This is a genomic window from Streptomyces brasiliensis (assembly GCF_014647875.1).
Classification (GTDB): Bacteria; Actinomycetota; Actinomycetes; order Streptomycetales; family Streptomycetaceae; genus Streptomyces; species Streptomyces brasiliensis.
Genome location: NZ_BMQA01000115.1, coordinates 1 through 14,731, shown reverse-complemented (window position 1 = coordinate 14,731; position 14,731 = coordinate 1). Strand labels below are relative to the sequence as shown.

The 14,731-nt window shown below is 67.3% G+C and carries 12 protein-coding genes and 5 pseudogenes; 6 read left to right on the top strand and 11 right to left on the bottom strand.

Annotation, left to right across the window (positions count from 1 at the left end; translation table 11 throughout):
* Positions 1-263: 263 nt before the first annotated feature.
* The 6 genes and pseudogenes from IEZ19_RS47240 to IEZ19_RS47215 form a co-directional block, all read right to left on the bottom strand.
* The gene (locus IEZ19_RS47240; RefSeq protein ID WP_189317550.1) at positions 264-1,184 is read right to left on the bottom strand and encodes a bile acid:sodium symporter family protein; all 921 of its coding nucleotides are present in this window, start codon (positions 1,182-1,184) and stop codon (positions 264-266) included.
* A gap of 39 nt (positions 1,185-1,223) precedes the next feature.
* Positions 1,224-2,558: a Dyp-type peroxidase gene (locus IEZ19_RS47235; RefSeq protein ID WP_189317549.1), complete on the bottom strand. Its 1,335-nt coding sequence runs from the start codon at positions 2,556-2,558 to the stop codon at positions 1,224-1,226.
* 19 nt (positions 2,559-2,577) lie between these two features.
* On the bottom strand, positions 2,578-3,591 hold the full coding sequence (locus IEZ19_RS47230) for a hypothetical protein (RefSeq protein WP_189317548.1): 1,014 nt from the start codon (positions 3,589-3,591) through the stop codon (positions 2,578-2,580).
* An 11-nt stretch (positions 3,592-3,602) separates the two neighbouring features.
* Complete coding sequence (locus IEZ19_RS47225; RefSeq protein ID WP_189317547.1) at positions 3,603-4,136, bottom strand: hypothetical protein; 534 nt, start codon at positions 4,134-4,136, stop codon at positions 3,603-3,605.
* 187 nt (positions 4,137-4,323) lie between these two features.
* Positions 4,324-4,845: a hypothetical protein gene (locus IEZ19_RS47220; RefSeq protein ID WP_373297177.1), complete on the bottom strand. Its 522-nt coding sequence runs from the start codon at positions 4,843-4,845 to the stop codon at positions 4,324-4,326.
* A 609-nt stretch (positions 4,846-5,454) separates the two neighbouring features.
* Positions 5,455-5,775 (bottom strand): annotated as a pseudogene (locus tag IEZ19_RS47215) (tyrosine-type recombinase/integrase); the annotation flags it as partial.
* Here IEZ19_RS47215 and IEZ19_RS47210 point away from each other — a divergent pair.
* Positions 5,771-5,944 (top strand): annotated as a pseudogene (locus tag IEZ19_RS47210) (IS630 family transposase); the annotation flags it as partial. The pseudogenes IEZ19_RS47215 and IEZ19_RS47210 overlap by 5 nt on opposite strands.
* Before the next feature lie 212 nt (positions 5,945-6,156).
* Here the strand turns inward: IEZ19_RS47210 and IEZ19_RS52220 are convergent.
* Positions 6,157-6,762 (bottom strand): annotated as a pseudogene (locus IEZ19_RS52220) (tyrosine-type recombinase/integrase); the annotation flags it as partial.
* A gap of 103 nt (positions 6,763-6,865) precedes the next feature.
* Between IEZ19_RS52220 and IEZ19_RS47205 the strand changes: the two are divergent.
* From IEZ19_RS47205 to IEZ19_RS47190, 4 genes are all read left to right on the top strand, one after another.
* Positions 6,866-8,113 carry a hypothetical protein gene (locus tag IEZ19_RS47205; RefSeq protein WP_189317546.1) on the top strand — a complete coding sequence of 416 codons (1,248 nt, stop codon included), beginning with the start codon at positions 6,866-6,868 and terminating at the stop codon, positions 8,111-8,113.
* Positions 8,114-8,729: 616 nt separating this feature from the next.
* Positions 8,730-9,191 carry a helix-turn-helix domain-containing protein gene (locus tag IEZ19_RS47200; protein ID WP_189317545.1) on the top strand — a complete coding sequence of 154 codons (462 nt, stop codon included), beginning with the start codon at positions 8,730-8,732 and terminating at the stop codon, positions 9,189-9,191.
* Positions 9,192-9,194: 3 nt separating this feature from the next.
* Positions 9,195-9,755, top strand: a complete 561-nt coding sequence (locus tag IEZ19_RS47195; protein WP_189317544.1) for a VapC50 family PIN domain-containing toxin — start codon at positions 9,195-9,197, stop codon at positions 9,753-9,755.
* A gap of 520 nt (positions 9,756-10,275) precedes the next feature.
* A complete protein-coding gene (locus IEZ19_RS47190; protein WP_189317543.1) occupies positions 10,276-10,662 on the top strand; it encodes a hypothetical protein in 387 nt (128 codons plus the stop codon).
* A 747-nt stretch (positions 10,663-11,409) separates the two neighbouring features.
* Here the strand turns inward: IEZ19_RS47190 and IEZ19_RS47185 are convergent.
* The 3 genes and pseudogenes from IEZ19_RS47185 to IEZ19_RS47175 form a co-directional block, all read right to left on the bottom strand.
* A pseudogene (locus tag IEZ19_RS47185) lies at positions 11,410-12,079 on the bottom strand (IS481 family transposase); the annotation flags it as partial.
* A 313-nt stretch (positions 12,080-12,392) separates the two neighbouring features.
* Positions 12,393-13,703, bottom strand: coding sequence for a cytochrome P450 (locus tag IEZ19_RS47180; protein ID WP_189317542.1), 1,311 nt, complete (start codon positions 13,701-13,703; stop codon positions 12,393-12,395).
* Between the two features lie 4 nt (positions 13,704-13,707).
* Positions 13,708-13,920 carry a hypothetical protein gene (locus IEZ19_RS47175; RefSeq protein ID WP_189317541.1) on the bottom strand — a complete coding sequence of 71 codons (213 nt, stop codon included), beginning with the start codon at positions 13,918-13,920 and terminating at the stop codon, positions 13,708-13,710.
* A gap of 269 nt (positions 13,921-14,189) precedes the next feature.
* On the opposite strand from IEZ19_RS47175, the gene IEZ19_RS47170 reads away from it, so the two are divergent.
* Positions 14,190-14,423: a hypothetical protein gene (locus tag IEZ19_RS47170; RefSeq protein ID WP_189317540.1), complete on the top strand. Its 234-nt coding sequence runs from the start codon at positions 14,190-14,192 to the stop codon at positions 14,421-14,423.
* A gap of 17 nt (positions 14,424-14,440) precedes the next feature.
* On the opposite strand, the pseudogene IEZ19_RS47165 reads toward IEZ19_RS47170, so the two are convergent.
* Positions 14,441-14,731, bottom strand: a pseudogene (locus tag IEZ19_RS47165) (hypothetical protein); the annotation flags it as partial.

Sequence of the window (14,731 nt, the reverse complement as noted above, 5' to 3'; positions counted from 1 at the left end):
GGGACATAACGGGCAGCCAGCCGCACACGGCGACGCCGTCACACCGCTGAAGAATCGAGGCTAGTGCACCCGCTCCTCCCCGGAAGCAGATGTCAAAGGCCCCGGACCAAGATCGGCCTGGGCCTTCCCCCTTGTGCCCCCGGCGGGATTCGAACCTGCGACACCGCTTTGAGAGTTTTCTCTGGGCGGGGCTTTGACCTGCGGAACGCCTTCTCGGGTCGCCTGGCCAGAGAAAACACTGCTCCCAATGAGGTCGGCTCCCTCTATGGTGGATCGTCCGCTTCATGTCGGCCCTTCGCACGCACCTCCATTCCCGCTGCCGCAGGAGCCTTTCTCCGGCCGCTGAGAATTGTGGCGATCGGCAGGGCCGCTGCCAGGCCGCTGAGCAGGATGGCGGCGAGTGCCCCGAGGACGGCGGGCTGGTCGTTGAAGGCGATGCCGATCGCGGCCAGTGCGGGACCGGCATTGCGCACCGACGCGACGCCGCCCATGGTGGTGCGTCGCACGGCCGAACCCGTGGCCAGCAGAGTCCCTACGGCGAAGGCAACGGCGGAGAGCAGGAACCCGGCGAGGAGGGCGAGGGAGCCGAGGAGCGCTACGACGCCCTGCCAGTTGCCGAGCAGCATGCCCGCCAGCACGATCAGGAACGTGACGTTGGAGACTGCCGCTGCCGGGGGGTGCCACGACCTTGCGGTGGGCTCGGCGTAGCGGCGTATCAGCAGGCCGATGGCGAACGGTACGAGTTGCAGCAGGGCCACGGTCCGTACCAGCGCTCCGACGTCGAGGGAGACGTTGGTGCCTACGTCGGCGGCGGTGAGGAGGCCGTTGACGGTGGGAGCGAAGGTGATGCTGCCGACGGAGGCGAGCAGCACCTGCATCGCCGCCCCGCCGACGACATCACCGCTCTGCACCATCGCAAGTTTCGCCCCGAAGGGGCCGCCCGGGGACGAGGCGACCAAAATGAGCGCGATGAAGGAGGCGGCGGGGAGGCTGAACAGCGCACCGATGCCCCAACCGAGCAGCGGGACGATCACCATGTTGGCGATCAACGCCAGCAGCAGGAGTGGGACGTTGGTGAAGACCCCGCGCAGCGCCGAGACGGTGGCGCCCAGGCCGGCGGCGAACATGGTGGCCGCGATGAAGATGACTGTGACGGCGTTGAGCACCAGGTGCAGGGTCTCCATCGGGCTTCCCTCAGGTCCGTCAGGCTTCCCCTCACGCTGTCAGTCGTGAAGGCCACCGAGCCAGCGCAGGGCGGTCAGGCTCGGCAGGAAGCAGTACTCGCCTCCCCGGGTGACGACGAACCGCGGCAGCGGGGCGAGACGCCGGCGCAGCGGCCGCCGGGGAATGGTGAAGTCGGTGGAGCCGTCGTGGGATCCGGTGACGGGGTCTTTGGCGTTGTTCGCGCCAAAGAAGACGCCGTCGTTCATCCACTGCGACTGGACGAACTCGAACTGTCGGCCGAGATGTGCGCCGATGAACGCGAACATGAGGCCGCGGTCGGCTCCGTCGTCCTCCAGTGCCCCGTTGGGAAGTGGCGGACCGTAGACGGCGCCGCGCCGGATCATGCGGTGCAGTCGCACCTCCCCTGCCACGGTGGCGTCGCGGGGGTTGGCCCGGCGGATGTGGCAGCCGCCGGGCGTCTTGAATCCCGCCGGATCGTCACTCTCGTACAGGAAGGTGTTACGGCGGTGCGGGTCGGCGCCAAGGGCGGGATCGTCGGCTTGCGGAGCCAGCGCCAGGGGAGCACCGCTGCGCCAGCGCCCCATGATCTTCGCGGCGATCAGTTCCTCGTCCTGGGGGCCGGTGGAGTTGTCCTTGAGATAGCGCCGGAACTCGCCGACGTTCTGGTGGAGCTTGCGGAAGACCGCGTAGCTGCCGTTGCGGCCCAGCCTGGTGGGCTGTGGGGTCTGGATGCCGCCGATCTCGTCCGGGTAGCCGAGGACGAATTCACCGGCCTTCAGCGGCACTTCCAGCTGGTTGGATCCCGGTATGCCGCTGCCTTCGACGGCCGGATGGCTGACCCCATCGCGATATCCGAAGTGCTCGGTCTCGGTGGGCAGCGCGTAGCAGTCCTGCCGCCATATCGCCGTCACGCCGGACAGTCGGTCGTATGCCGGGCGGGCGCGGTCGACGGCCGCTTCCAAGTGTGCGGGGTCGGGTGCGACGGCTGTGAACACCACATGGACGTCGGGGGTGCCCAGTGGCGCTTCCCAGTGCTCCGGGCTGCTCTCGCCTACATCGCCCAGCGCTTTGGCGCGGGCCGCCATACCCTGCCGGAACTCCCAGGCGAACGTGTCCAGCGAGGCGCGTGGCACTCCCAGCGCCTCCAGGCCGCGACAGGTGACGGCGACACTCACCCAGGTCTCCCCCAGCGGGCTGGCCGAGTCCGCTGCGGAGGTTACTGCCGCACTCGCGCGCCGCATCAACTCCCGCCCGTCACCCCGGTCGTCGATGCGGAAGGCGAGGTAGGTCGCCGCGTAGGGCGTCGGCCGGGGGCTGAGAACCCCGCGTTGGATGTCGTCGAGTTCCAACGCGACGTCCGTGTGCACGCTCACGGTTGACCTCCCCGCGGCCCTACGTGGAGACGAGGTTGCGCCAGAAGTTCCGCAGGCTTTCGTCCCCGCCGAACAAGGAGCTGAAGATCGTTGAGTCCGCCAGCAGCAGGTCGCCCGCGCGGTCACCGCCGGGCGGTATCCACAGGAACATGTTGAACTCGGTGTTGCCGGCCTCGGTGAACGGATGCGGCCGGGACATGTCGATGGGCTGCCTGGCCAGCACGCGGACGGCGTCCGGGTCGTCGGTCGTCACGTCGTAGTGCGGCAGGTGCAGGTGGAAGTTGAAGTTCGTCACCCCGTCGAGCCAGCCCTTCGGGTCCAGGTCCCGGACCGTGGACAGAGGGACGATCTGGTTCTCCTCGCGCGTCGCCGGACGCAGCCCGTACCGGTTCATGACCGGAACTCCGAGGCCCTTCATCAGGTCCCTGACGTAGGTGGCGAATCGTTGCTGCCGGGGCACCAGGGGATCGCCGTGATGGCGGTATTCCATCTCCCGGACCTTCAGGTCGTCCGAGGCGCCGACATCGTGGTGCGGGCCCAGGACGAGGCAGGCGTCCTCCCGGCCGAGGAACGCCCGCAGGGCCGCGATCTCCCCGGGCTGGGCCTCCTGCTCGGTGACCGCGTGGTCCAGCCCGAACACGAACATCACGTCCGTGTCGCCGAGCACCCGCTCGTCGAGCGGGGTGAAGAAGCCCGCCTGGTCGATGCGCTGATACACCGGGACGGGATGTCCCGTGACCTCCTCGACGAAGTCCTGGAACGGCACCCAGGCCCAGAAGAACAGCTCCAGCGAGCCGGCGATGCCCTGCTGGAACCTGTACGGGTCCGACCACTTCGGGTCCTCGTAGGCGGGCCACGCCACCCGCCTGACCTCGGTCATCGTGGAGAAGCGGTTGTCCAGCTCGGCCGGGTTGCGCCCGGCCTCGGCCGGATAGCTCCACGAGACGTAGATGCTCACCCGCCGCCCGCCAGGGGTGTACTCCCGCGGAACATGCCGCTGGTTGTACGTCCGCGCAGTCCTGACCTCGCTCATTTCGTCCAGCCTCACTCCATCTGATCGAGCATCTCCGAAAGGGCGCCTTTGATCCGCAGGGCCTTCTTGATCTCGTCCGACGTCACGTACGGATACTCTCCGTACTCGATGAAGCTCGGGCACTGGTGTTCCCGGACGTACCTGACGAACCCCTCGGGGTTGGTCCGCCAGTCCTCGGGAAACCCTTCGAGATTCTCGAAGACAGTGCTCGCGCCGACCTTCGTGAAAAGCGCGACCGCGTCCTCGGTGTATTTGTCGAAGTCGGTGTCGAAGATCCCCTGATACATGAAGCGCGTGTCGTCGTCGAAGAGAACCCAGCGAAGGTAGTGCAGCTTCAACGGCGCCAGCAGGTATGGATTTTCCTCCAATGCCTTGACCAGCGTCTGACCGTGCGCACGCACCGCCTCGGCCCGGCCCGGCTTGATCGGCGCAATGATGGTGAACCCGTAGCACGCCGGGGTCTTGGGGAAAATGGGGCCGTACTTCCCCTGCTCAAGATGGTCGGTGTCCTTGGGGATGGCGACCATCTGCGGCTTGATCTCCATGTCCGCTCCTCACACGATCCAGAGGCGGGGACCAACCTCCAGGGTGGCACTCGACCGCTGGGCGCGCCTGCTGAGGGAAAGGTGCGGGCTGGTGCCGATCACCAATGCGGCCGGCTTTGCGTCGCGCGGCTGTGAAACACCCCCGGTATGCGACTGATCAACGCTTCGACCGCGACGACGGACGAGGTCAGTGGGTCAGGGCGACCTTGAGGAGCACGATGGCCAAGCCGAGCACCAGGTTCACCACCGCAGCGGTCACCATCACGCGGGCTGTGGCCCCCGCGCGCAGGGCAGCGGCCGAGGCCCAGCCGACCTGCCCGGCCAGCGCGACGCCCAGGCCCAGCCACACCGCCCCTTCCGGGCCCAGGCCCAGCAGAGGGGTGGCGGCGACCGCCACAGCCGGTGGGACAGCCGCCTTGACGATGGGCCACTCGGCCACGCACACCCGCCGGATCTCCCTTCCATCCAAAGGCACGTACATGATCCGCTCCCCGAGCAGCCGGGTGAGCACATGGGCGGCCCAGAACACCACCCCGGTGCCCAGCAGCAGGAGGGCGAGTTCCAGCCGAGGGAAATCACCGAGCGATCCGGCCCCGACCACCACCGAGGCGGCGAGCAGCGAGCCGTATACGGCGCCCGTGTAATCACGACGCTCCGCAAAGTCCGCGTGCGTCGTGATCGGGTCCTGTCCGGGAGGCCGGCCTTCCACGATTTCAGTGTGGTCATGCCTATTGCGTGCCGCACGGCCACAGGTTTACCGGCGTCCGGGCCCTGCCGCACTGATAGGCGGTCCGATGCGTAGCCTGTAACACTCGGCGGGCAGATCGACTGCGCGGCCGGTTCGGTGAGAATGCCGGCGCCCTGTTGGACGACGCCGAGGTCTCGCATGACGAGAGGCGAATGCCGACATGAGAGAGCGGGATCCAGTCTCACTGGATCCCGCTCTCTCCTTATATCTCAGCGTTCGCGACACACCTCCGACGCACTCACCGGCTGAAGTAGAGGTAACTCTGCGTCACATAGGCCAGCACGGTAATGATCGCGGTCAGCACCAGGGGTGTCAGGAGCGCCAGCCTCCTCCCGAAGGTTGCCCGCACGACGCCAGAATCGACCGGATTAATTCACATAAGCAGCATATGTGGGCAATTGTGCCGGACCAGCCAGACACAGCGCCAGCACCACGAACGCCCCGGCCCGGGACAATCCCCAGCCGTAGGGATTCCTTCGGCCAGCGCGACTCCGCGGCAGTGGGTGGGCAGGTACGGCAAGACCTGCAACGCCGTGCCGGACCGCCCCCGCACCGCGCCGAAATGCGCGGCTATGCGGCGTCGCCGCCTTCCTCCAACGCCTTCGCAATCTTGGCATTGGCGACTTCCTCGTGGCCGTCGATGCAGCCGTGGTAACGGCGGTGGATCACCTCTGGTGAGTTGCCGACCCGCCGGGCCACCTCAGCGATCGGCACCCCCGCGTTCAGCCATCGCGTGATGCAGGCGTGCCGCAGGTCGTACGGGCGCCCGGCCAGCGGCGAGCCGACTCGTTCCGGAGGGAGCGCGTACTCCCGCGCTTCCTCCCATACACGCCAGTAGGTGGATGAGCCGACTACTCCCCCGCGCTCATTGCCGAACACGCGCCCTTCCTTCCACCCCAACCACACCGTGCAGACCCGAGCCCTGCACGCCTACCTGCGCTGGCGCAACGCCAACGCCCGCCACCGCGACGTCCTGGCCGCCGAACGCAAAGAACGAGCCCGCATCCGCAGCGAGAAAGACATCCGCTGGGGCGGACGCCCCCTCGCCACGGCGGCCTGAACCCAACCCGGCGAACCTATGCGGTCAGAGCACTAGCAAGAAGTAGACCACGCTCCAAAGGGGCATCTCCAAAACTTTCCCGGCCATCCGGTGTCAACCACGATAACCCCTGCTATCCCGACACCTCGACCGAACAAATGAAGCGACCGTGAAACTGGGAGGCCCGACGACACGCCGGACCTTCCATATTTTGATTTTCTAGAGTCTGCTCCTTATGCGGCATCGCCTCCTTCCTCCAACGCTTTAAGGATCTTGGCGTTGGCGAATTCCTCGTGACCGTCGATGCAGCCGTGATACCGGCGGTGAATCACCTCCGGGGAATTACCGACCCGTCGGGCCACCTCCGCGATGGGAACCCCGGCGTCAGCCACTGCGTGATGCACGCGTGCCGCAGGTCGTACGGGCGACCGGCCAACGGCGAGTCGACACGTTCCGGTGGGAGCGCACACTCCCGTGCTTCCTCCCACACTCGCCAGTGCGTGGATGAATCGACCACTCCCCCACGCTCGTTGCCGAACACTCGCCCTTCCTTGACCGTTCCGAACTCCTTCAGACGAGCCCGGAGAATGGCCACCAGCACAGGCGGGATGGGGACCGGCCGGTCTGTGGACGCCTCGCGCGCCTTCAACCCCCGGCGGTCGTGACGCTCACCGGAGGGGTCCACTGCTTACGGAGACCGGGCGGGTCTCTCGCAGCGTCAACGTGCCCCAGCTCGTCTCTGGCAGGTGGCAGTCCGACAGTCGGAGCCCGACCGCTTCGGCCGGCCGGAGCCCGGCGTAGTAGAGGACCGCGTAGAAGGCGACCAGGCGCCGCCCGCGTCCGCTCAGATCGCTCAGCCACGCCCGCTCCAGGAGCTCTGGGCGCAAAGCTCTCGGTGTCTGCTCGATGCGCAACGTCAGCGGAGCGGTTTAGCGTGACCGCATGCCACTCGATGACGCACTGGCGGCCCGTATGGCCGAGCCGGACTTCTGGCCCGTGTACCTTTTCGACGACGACGCACCCGACGTCTACGACGAGGACGCTGAGGACCAGGAATCGCATGTGGCCCGGTTTCAGCTGGGTGGCGGTTTCGCGCTGGTCCTCGACCTGACGCTTGCGCTGGAGTACGTCAATCTCGCCCTGGCGGCCCCAAGCTTTGCGGCGCCGGTGACGGTCGGCTGGGACGACCAGGCCCACTTCCACCCTCATGTGATGCCGTGGCCAGAGCTGGACCTGCTCTGCCGCGCGGTCGCCCTGCACGACCCGGAGCTGCGGCATCCCGGGCCGATGCTGGCGTTGCTGTGCCGCTTCGCGTTCCTAGCGGAAGGGGACGACCTGGACAGGGTCACGCCACTGGTGGACGCGGCATTCGGTCTGATGCGGCCCGGGGACGGGAAAGGCGGGGTGCGGGCGGAGACACGCGACGGGTTCGACCTGCGGGATCTGCGCGGCACTGGGGTTGCATGGACCAGCCGGGCCGACGGCCACCGGGCCATCGACCAGCACCGCGGCGACGGTCTGCCGCTGTACTCCCTCCGTGCGCCGGACTCGGAGGACTTCCCGTTCGCTGAGTGGTCAGCGCTGCTCGCCCAGGCCCGAGAGCGCATCGGTGTAACGGCCGGGGACCGCACACTCAGGGCTCCGGCAGTACGACAGGCCCTCGACCGCTGCACCGCGCCCAACGGATACGAACACCTGGCCGCGCTGGCCGACGCACTGTCAGCCGTCGGGTACACCCAGCCCGTCCTGATGCGCGCGGTCGCGCAACCCAGTCACCGGGCAGAGGCCTGCTGGGCCGTGGAAACCCTGAGCGGCCTGCCGCAGGGCGAACTTGTGCCCCGCTGGTTCGGCCCGAGCCCGCTGGCCGGCAGCGAATCCTGGCGGCTGTCGCTCACCCTTCCGGGGGCGGAACGTCCGTGGCGCTTCGGCCAGCAGGTCGCCGAGGAGCTCAGCACCGCGCTTCAGGAAGCTGGTCTCGGCCGGGCAGAAGTCGGCGGCAGCATGTCACGGCCGGAGGGCGGCGGCTACGTCCACGTGGAAGACCACCTCGACCTCCTGATCCGCGACGACCTTGCCCTCGGCGTGACGATCATCGCCCGGATCCTGCACAGCCATCGTGCCGCGGAAACTGCCACTCTCCGGCATGCCGGAGAGGAGGACGAGGTCATACCCCTCCGGCTGCCGACCTGACGGCCTCCCGGCCGGGAAAGGAATGCCAAGCGCTCCGCTGAGGTCACGCACCGAAGAGACACTGGGACTTCACCCCATTCCTCCAGGAGCGAGGGTGGCTAAAAGCAGGGCTAGGGCTCGCTCGATGGTGCTGCGGCTAACGCCACAGCCGTACCCCGGCTCCCCCCTACACACACTGCACTCGCCATGAGGCAGCCACTCTTGTGCGGAGTGGCCGGCTTCTGGCGCAGCCAGACACGGGTTGTAGGAGCCGGAGGCGACTTCCGATCTGGCCCTGCCTCCTTCTGCGGCAATCGAGACACGCCTCCGACACGCTCTGTATCGGCATGCTCCCAGTGTCTCCGCCGCCGCACATCAGCAGGGCCGACCACCCTGCCCACCGAACGTCACACCCCGTACCTGTTGCACTTGTTTCGAATATTGCGGATACTTCGATAGGTAAGGCAGCGCTGACCACACCCAAGAGACCCACTTCGCCACCTACCGCCACCACGACAGCGAACCCCCGTTGCCGCGCCAACGGCCACGGGGTCCATTGCCGTCACGCCAGCCCGCCGTCGCGCCAACGATGATGGACTGTCACTGGCGCCCACCCACCGCATCTAGGGGCGCGCAAATGACCAAGACTGACATTCGCCCGGTGAAGCTTCCGGACGACAAGCAAAAGACCGCAAGCCATGCCCTCACTCGGGTCCGGGCCTACCTGGCAGAGCACCAGGACGCGTCCCAGATCCACGTCAGCGTTCAAGATGAAGGCGACCGTGAGCCCTTGGCCCTCCCACGCGAGGCCGTAGAGCTCCTCGCTTCGCTCTTGGCGCACCTTGGCGCCGGCCGGGCCGTGTCCATCGTTCCGTCTGACGCAGAGCTCACCACTCAGCAAGCCGCAGACATGCTCAACGTGTCCCGCCCCTTCCTCATCGGCCTCTTGGATGCCGGAGAGATCGAGTACCGGACCGTTGGCTCACACCGCAGAATCACCGCGTCGTCTTTGCTGGAGTACCAGCGAAGGGACGACCACCGTCGCCGGCGGGTGGCTGATGAGCTCACCCAGCTCGGCCAGGAGATGGGAATGATCTAGGTCATGGCTTTCGTCGCCGTCTACGACGCTAATGTCTTATATCCGAGCACCTTGCGCGACGTTCTCATTCGCGTGGCGCAGGCTGGGCTGGTACAGGCGAAGTGGACGGACCAGATCCTCGATGAGACCTTCCGCAACCTGAAGAACAATCGACCTGATCTGGATCCAAAGAAGCTGGACCGGACGCGGGAACTGATGTCAGGCGCGATCCGGGACGTGCTGGTCAAGGGATACGAACCGCTGATCGACATACTCGATCTTCCGGATCCCGACGACCGGCACGTCCTGGCGGCTGCCATCAGAGCAAAAGCACAGGTGATCGTCACTTCTAATCTGAAGGACTTCCCTGCCGACAAGCTGTCCCCGTGGGATGTGCACGCCATCCACCCAGATGCCTTCATCGAGGCTCAGGTCGACCTCTCTCCCAGGCTGGTTTACGGAGTGCTCACGCAGATAGCAGAGAAGTGGGAGAGCCCTCCGAACGCGGTGGTCGCCGACGTGATCGACTCCTTGGAGCGGGAAGGACTAGTGGCGTCTGTCGCGGCGCTGCGAGCCTTGACCTAACTGCCTTGTGACGCAGTGCCCCTGCCAAGTCCGGCAGGGGCACTGCAGTGTCAGGGGCAATAAACGCTCGCATTCCTAACCACACGGCACACCTCCGACACACTCTGTATTGCAGGCCGACCCATGTCTGGCTCCGTCGCAGGTCAGAGTCATTGAGAGGGGCGATTGGCGCAATCACTCCGGAGCCGTGTGCGCAGGTTCGAATCCTGCCGGCGGCACTCGCCGAGGATCAGCAAAAATCAAGCGCTGACCAGGGCGGATGCCGACAGAAGAGGGCGGGAGTCAGTCTCACTGACTCCCGCCCTCGTTATCTCTCAGCGTTCGCGACACACCTCCGACACACTCCGACACCGGCTTCACGTCTTCGTCGATCACCCCTCGCGACCGGCCGGCCCCGTCCCCTTAGGCAGGACTGCTGTCCGGCTGGGCGGCCTATGGCAGTGCCGCCCAGCCGGACGCGGGCTCTCTAACCGGTGTGCGAGCCAGTCAACTTCTACTTACCGCCCTTCTACTCGCCGCCATGGGACTCAGCTCCCCCGGCGGTACCACTCGTGCCCCATCAGTGGTGGTGGTCGTGGTGGCCGTGGTGGTCGTGGTCGCCGTGGTCGCCGTGGTGGTCGTGGTCGCCGTGGTGGTCGTGGTCGCCGTGGTGGTCGTGGTCGCCGTGGTGGTCGTGGTCGCCGTGGTGGTCGTGGTCGCCGTGGTGGTCGTGGTCGCTATCGCAAGAGCTGCCGGAGCCGGTCCCCGTTCCGCTGCCGGTCCCCGTGCCGGTCCCGGTCCCCGTGCCGGTCCCGGTCCCCGTGCCGGTCCCGGTGCCAGTGCCAGTGCCAGTGCCAGTGCCCGTCCCGGTCCCCGTGCCAGTGCCGGAGCCAGTGCCCGAGCCGCCGAGAGCCGGATCCGGGGCTGACGGGCCCGCGGCCACTGAGTGAGGCATCCCAGTGCCCGAGCCGCCGAGAGCCGGATCCGGGGCTGACGGGCCCGCGGCCACTGAGTGAGGCATCGGAGAGGCCATTGCCACGGATGCCGGCAGCATGATGCCCCCAGCGATGGCGGCCGAGGCGAAAGCAGCCGCAAAACGGAAGCGCCGCCGCCTTATGCGGTTGGCGTTTTCGGTGCCACTTTCATGATTCATCATTTTTTCTCCTAATGGCGAGAAAGGTTGCGTGATGGACCCCATTAATTCGGGGCACGGTTGCCGGGAGACCGGTTGTGGCCGTCGCTGCAAAGGGGAGAACCTTCGATGAGGTGAAAAGCCGGATCCTCGGCACTGAATTCCACCCCACCCTGCTGCCTCGTTCCCTCTATCTAGTGAGGCTCGCACTTCTAGTAGGCCCGAGCAGTACAGCGGCCGTCACGTTCCGAGGCTTCGGGACTTGACAACGCCCCATGCGCCGGATTCGCTGGCAAGGAATGGAACGTGCCCGGCTGATCACCTCTTGAGCGCCGCAGCTCTGCACCACTACCGCACCAGATCGAGCGGGGAACAGCGGGGAACCACGGTGAAAGCGGCCGGGGCCGGCGAGGCCCCGTCTTGACCGTTCACGCAGGTCAGCGCCCAAACCGGCCCCAAATGACCGCAGCTTCCCAGGCTGGGGGCTCCGGTGGCATCGTCACGGGCCAGCCGTCACGGGTTGCTCTGGTCGACGGCAGCCTCGCGTTCGACCTTGCCGTTGGTTTGCGGCCGGTAGGGCCGGGTTCGCTTGTGGGATCCCGGCGGCCGCCAGTGCGTCGCGCCAGTCGCGTGAGCGGTAGCAGGAACCGTTGTCGGTCAGCACTCGCTGGACGGTGACTTCGGCCTGGGCGAAGAACGCCTGGGGCAGGGTCCAGAAGGCGGTCGCAGTCTCCTTCCTCTCGTCGGTGTGGATCTCGCTGTAGGCGAGGCGGGAGTGGTCGTCGACGGCGTTGTGCAGGAAGCTGTGGCCGACGCCTGAGCGGGTCTTGCGGCCGGCCTGGCGGCCCTGGGTCTTGTGGCCGCCGCCGTCGGGGATGTTGCCGAGCTTCTTGATGTCCACATGCACCAACTCGCCTGGCTCGGACCGTTCGTAGCGGCGGATGACCCGTCCGGTGGCGCGGTCGAGATGAGCCAGGCGGGCCAGCTTGTAGCGGGCCAGGACCCGGTGCACTGTGGACGGGTTCAGCCGCAGCAGGTAGGCGATGCGGGCGGGTACCCAGCGACGCAGGATGCGGACCTTGATGATCCGGCGCTCGGTGCGGGTCGGGGTCCGGCGCGGGCTGTGATGCGGCCTGGACGAGTGGTCGCTCATGTCTGCCTCGCCGAGCTTGCGGTAGCGGTCGGCCCACCGCTGGGCCGTGGTCGGGGAGACTCCGGAGTAAGCGACTCGGGCCTGTGAGAGGGCCCGCGTCCGAGAGTGCGGGCCCTCGCGCGACTCTCCACCGTCCCGCCTGTCCGGCTGTGCCTCTCACCTGCATAAGCGGACCGGGCAGCTCAAAGTGCCAGTGTCCGGGCTGTCCGGTCACAGACGGCTGCAACACTCCCGGGGTGTTGCAGCCCGTCGGCGAAGCCGACCGCTCAATAGGTGCAGGAGCCGGAGGCGGCTTCCGATCTGCTGAGGATCGTGCAAGGACTAGAAGGCATCCTTCTACCGCTTTCGCTGCGAGTCTCGCTGACATCCCTGGTCAGCGGGCTACCTTCGCGGGTTCGCGGTCGGCGACGTCCAGGACCAGCCCCTTGGGTTGCAAGATGGTGCGTGTGTGGAACACAGGCGTGCAATCCGGCGCCGGAGAGAGCCGGTAGCGGCTGAGGACAGTGGCGGTGGCGATGACCATCGCCACCGTCCCGAAGTGCGCACCCAGACACATGCGCGGCCCACCGCCGAACGGAACATACGTGTATCCGGGCACCCGCGGGGCCGCGGCGCGGTCGATCCAGCGGTCCGGGTGGAAGGCCGCCGGCTCGTCGTAGAGCGCCGGATCCCGGTGCAGCGCGAAGGGACTGACCGCGACTCGTTGTCCCGGCAGCAGCGCTACGCCATCGAGGACGTCCGGCTCCTCGAGGACCCGCTCCAGGTACCACAACGGTGGATACAGCCGCAGCGTCTCCTTCACCACCGCCTCGGTGACCTGCAGCCGCGGCAGATCGGCCGCCGTGGGCAGCCGCCCGCCCAGCTCCCGGTCGACCTCGTCCACGGCTCGCCCGCGCAGCTGCGGATGCCGCTCCAGCAGCAGAAACAGCCAGGCCAGTGCGGCGGCGGTGGTCTCGTGCGCGGCGAACAGGTTGGCGACGATGACACTGACCGCGCCGTCGAAGGTGAGAGCGCCGTCGGCGCACGCCTCGATCAGCAGATCGGCGACCACCGAGGTCGCCCCGTCCCTTCCCGTGTCACGTGCTGCGACCAGGCGTGACACCTCCGCCGCCAGGTCCCGCGCCGCCTGCCGCATCCGCCGTCTGCGCAGGACGGAGACCCGCCCGGGCCAGGCAACAGCGGCAGGCAGCCGTGCGTCCTGGAGCCGGGCCACAAGTTCGGGCACCCGGCCGGGCTCGGAACCCAGACAGAACTCGGCGATCAGACGGGCGCTGAGTTCCTCCAGCGCCCCTATCGCCTCGATCCTGCCGGTGGCCCGCCAGCCCTCGGCGTACCGGGCCACCACCGCAGCCATCCCGTCCCGGGCAGCCCGTAGACCACCGCGGTTCAGTCCCCGCCCGGCGAGCCGACGGGCCTGCATCCACCGGGCCAGATCCTCCGACGCGCGGCTTCCGTCCGTCTCCTCACCCAATAGGTCCTTGGTGATGCCGTAGGTGCCGTTGGTGTTCTTCAGCACGTGCTCCACCAGGACCGGCGAGTTGACCATGTACAGACCGTCGTCGAACCGGACCAGGTCCCCGCACTCCCGCTGCCGGAGCAGAAAACCCAGGGCGTCCCGCCCGAACGCAAGCCTGTTCCCGAACCCGGACCCCTCAGGGCCGAGCTGGCCGGAAGCCGCCACCATGGGATCACCCGCCCACGTTGTAGTAGTACATCGCGTGCGAGCCCGTACTGCCGAGCACACTCCTCACGTAGCTGTTGTGCGCGATTCTGGCCCCCGAGGGGTCGGGGACCGATGCACTGGTTCCGGTCGCCGCGAAGGCCGATCCGGCACCGATCAGCGCCGCGACACTTGTGACGGCAACCAGCACGATCCTGCGCAGTCCATTCACGGCAGTCATGGCTGTCCTCCTCTCACACCGCCGGGCGGCCGGTCCGCCCGTGCGTTGCTCACCATTGGCACCGCTGGCCGCGCCGAGGACACGTCACTGGATCTCGTGACATGCCAAAGAGATGACCGAGGTGTATGGGGCCGATGCGCCAGCAGCCAGGAGGCCGCACCCCAAGGCCACGGTCGCGTCGCCTCGTGGGGGCCCCTATGCGTTTGGTCAAGGTCGAAGACCAGTAGGTTCGTGTGGTCGAAGGCGGGGGCTGAGTCGGAGGGGTGCGCATGGGCGATAGCCAGGTCATGATCAAGCTCACGAGTGACGAGGCACTGGTGCTGTCGCACTGGCTGGAGAAGCTCCAGATGACTGACCTCAGTCGTGTTGTCGACGATCCGGCGGTCTGGGCGCCGATCCATCGAATCGCCGGAACGCTGGACAAGGCACTTCCTGAGCTGTTCGCCTCCGACTATGACCAGCGACTTGAGGCCGCTCGACAGCGACTTCGACCGGAAGACTGACCAACCGGCCTGAACCCTCAACTGGCCCCTGCGGGTTGGGGCTCGTAGAAGGTGCCGTCGCGGAGCATCGCGAAGAGGACGTCGGCCCGGCGCCTGGCGAGGCAGAGCAGGGCCTGAATGTGGTGCTTGCCCTGGGCGATCTGCTTGAGCCGGGAGAAGATGCCGAGCCGGATCCACTCGTCGCGGCGGTTGCGGATGGTGGTCGCCGACATCGCACTCAAGATCGAAAGGACAACAGCTTCTGACCACAAAGCGGCGGCGACGTCCGGCGTCCGGTCCGCGGACTGCGCCGGCACCCCCACCGCCGC

Excerpts from the sequence above, each read along its gene's own strand:
- IEZ19_RS47240 (WP_189317550.1), bottom strand. The coding sequence starts at position 1,184 with ATGGAGACCCTGCACCTGGTGCTCAACGCCGTCACAGTCATCTTCATC.
- IEZ19_RS47230 (WP_189317548.1), bottom strand. The coding sequence starts at position 3,591 with ATGAGCGAGGTCAGGACTGCGCGGACGTACAACCAGCGGCATGTTCCG.
- IEZ19_RS47225 (WP_189317547.1), bottom strand. The coding sequence starts at position 4,136 with ATGGAGATCAAGCCGCAGATGGTCGCCATCCCCAAGGACACCGACCAT.
- IEZ19_RS47205 (WP_189317546.1), top strand. The coding sequence starts at position 6,866 with ATGCCACTCGATGACGCACTGGCGGCCCGTATGGCCGAGCCGGACTTC.
- IEZ19_RS47200 (WP_189317545.1), top strand. The coding sequence starts at position 8,730 with ATGACCAAGACTGACATTCGCCCGGTGAAGCTTCCGGACGACAAGCAA.
- IEZ19_RS47195 (WP_189317544.1), top strand. The coding sequence starts at position 9,195 with ATGGCTTTCGTCGCCGTCTACGACGCTAATGTCTTATATCCGAGCACC.
- IEZ19_RS47190 (WP_189317543.1), top strand. The coding sequence starts at position 10,276 with ATGGGACTCAGCTCCCCCGGCGGTACCACTCGTGCCCCATCAGTGGTG.
- IEZ19_RS47180 (WP_189317542.1), bottom strand. The coding sequence starts at position 13,703 with ATGGTGGCGGCTTCCGGCCAGCTCGGCCCTGAGGGGTCCGGGTTCGGG.
- IEZ19_RS47175 (WP_189317541.1), bottom strand. The coding sequence starts at position 13,920 with ATGACTGCCGTGAATGGACTGCGCAGGATCGTGCTGGTTGCCGTCACA.
- IEZ19_RS47170 (WP_189317540.1), top strand. The coding sequence starts at position 14,190 with ATGGGCGATAGCCAGGTCATGATCAAGCTCACGAGTGACGAGGCACTG.